This window comes from Streptomyces sp. NPDC002130 (genome assembly GCF_040296465.1).
In the GTDB taxonomy this organism is placed as follows: Bacteria; Actinomycetota; Actinomycetes; order Streptomycetales; family Streptomycetaceae; genus Streptomyces.
Map to the genome: position 1 here is coordinate 1 of NZ_JBEOXI010001104.1, position 1,143 is coordinate 1,143.

The window sequence follows — 1,143 nt, forward strand, 5'->3', positions numbered from 1 at the left end:
AGGCCCGGCAGTCGGCGCAGCAGGGTGGTGAAGGCGATGTTGCCCTCGACGCGGGAGAGCGGGGCGCCGACGCAGAAGTGCGGGCCCTGGCCGAACGCGAGGTGCCGGTTGGCGGTGCGCGTGATGTCGAGCTCGTCCGGCTTCTCGAAGGCTTCGGGGTCCCGGTTGGCGGAGCCCATCAGCAGGTGGACGAAGCTCTCCTTGGGAATGGGGCAGCCACCCAGCTCCATGTCCTCGGCTGCGACGCGGAGGGTTCCCCGGTAGACGGGGGACTCGAAGCGCAGGAACTCCTCCACGGCGGAATCGGCCAGCTCCGGCCGGGAGCGCAGGAGTTCGAGCTGGTCGGGGTGGGTGAGCAGCGCGTGGGTGCCGCTGCCTATGAGGTTGGCGGTGGTCTTGTGGCCGGCGATGATCAGCAGGACCAGGGTGGAGACCAGTTCGTCGTTGGTGAAGCGGTCCTCCTCGTCGGCGGCCCGCACCAGGATGCTGACCAGGTCGTCACCGAGGTTCGCGCGACGGTCGGCGAGGAGGTCGAGGAGGTAGCGCTCGATGTTCTCGCTGGCGTCCTTCAGCTTCTCGTTGGACTCCGCGTCGGGATACGGGGCGCCGCTGAGCCAGTTGCCCCAGGTGTGCAGCTGCGGCCGGTCCGCGACCGGGACGCCGAGGAACTCGCAGATGACCCGCATCGGCAGCGAGAAGGCGAACTCCATCAGGTTCACCTCGCCCTGCTCGGGAAAGGCGTCGATGAGCTCGTCGGTGATCTCCTGGACACGCGGGCGCAGCAGCTCCATCCGGCGCGGGACGAAGGCGCGGCTGACGAGCTTGCGCAGCCGGGTGTGCTCCGGCGGATCGGCGGTCAGCATGTTCCGCACCAGGACCGGGCTGGAGTCCTTGACGAGGTCGCGGAACCACGCGGGGGCGTTGTCGACCCGCTTGGACAGCCGCGGGTCGCTGAACGCCTTGAGTACGGTCGTGTAATCGGCGACGACGTAACCCTCGCCGCCCACCGGGTAGTTGATGGCGTGGACCGGGCAACCGCTCGCGCGGAGCTTGGCATTGGCGGTGTGCAGGTCGTTGCCCTCGGGGGCGGTGAAGAACTCGGGGGGAAGCTGTTCCTGGGTGCGGGGCAGCTCGGTGGTCATC

Annotated in this window: 1 protein-coding gene; it reads right to left on the reverse strand. The window is 68.9% G+C overall.

The features are described 5' to 3' along the window. Positions 1 to 1,142, reverse strand: a 1,142-nt coding sequence (locus ABT116_RS48795; protein WP_351648024.1) for a cytochrome P450 family protein, incomplete at its 3' end; no start/stop codon positions are given. Position 1,143 lies beyond the last annotated feature (1 nt).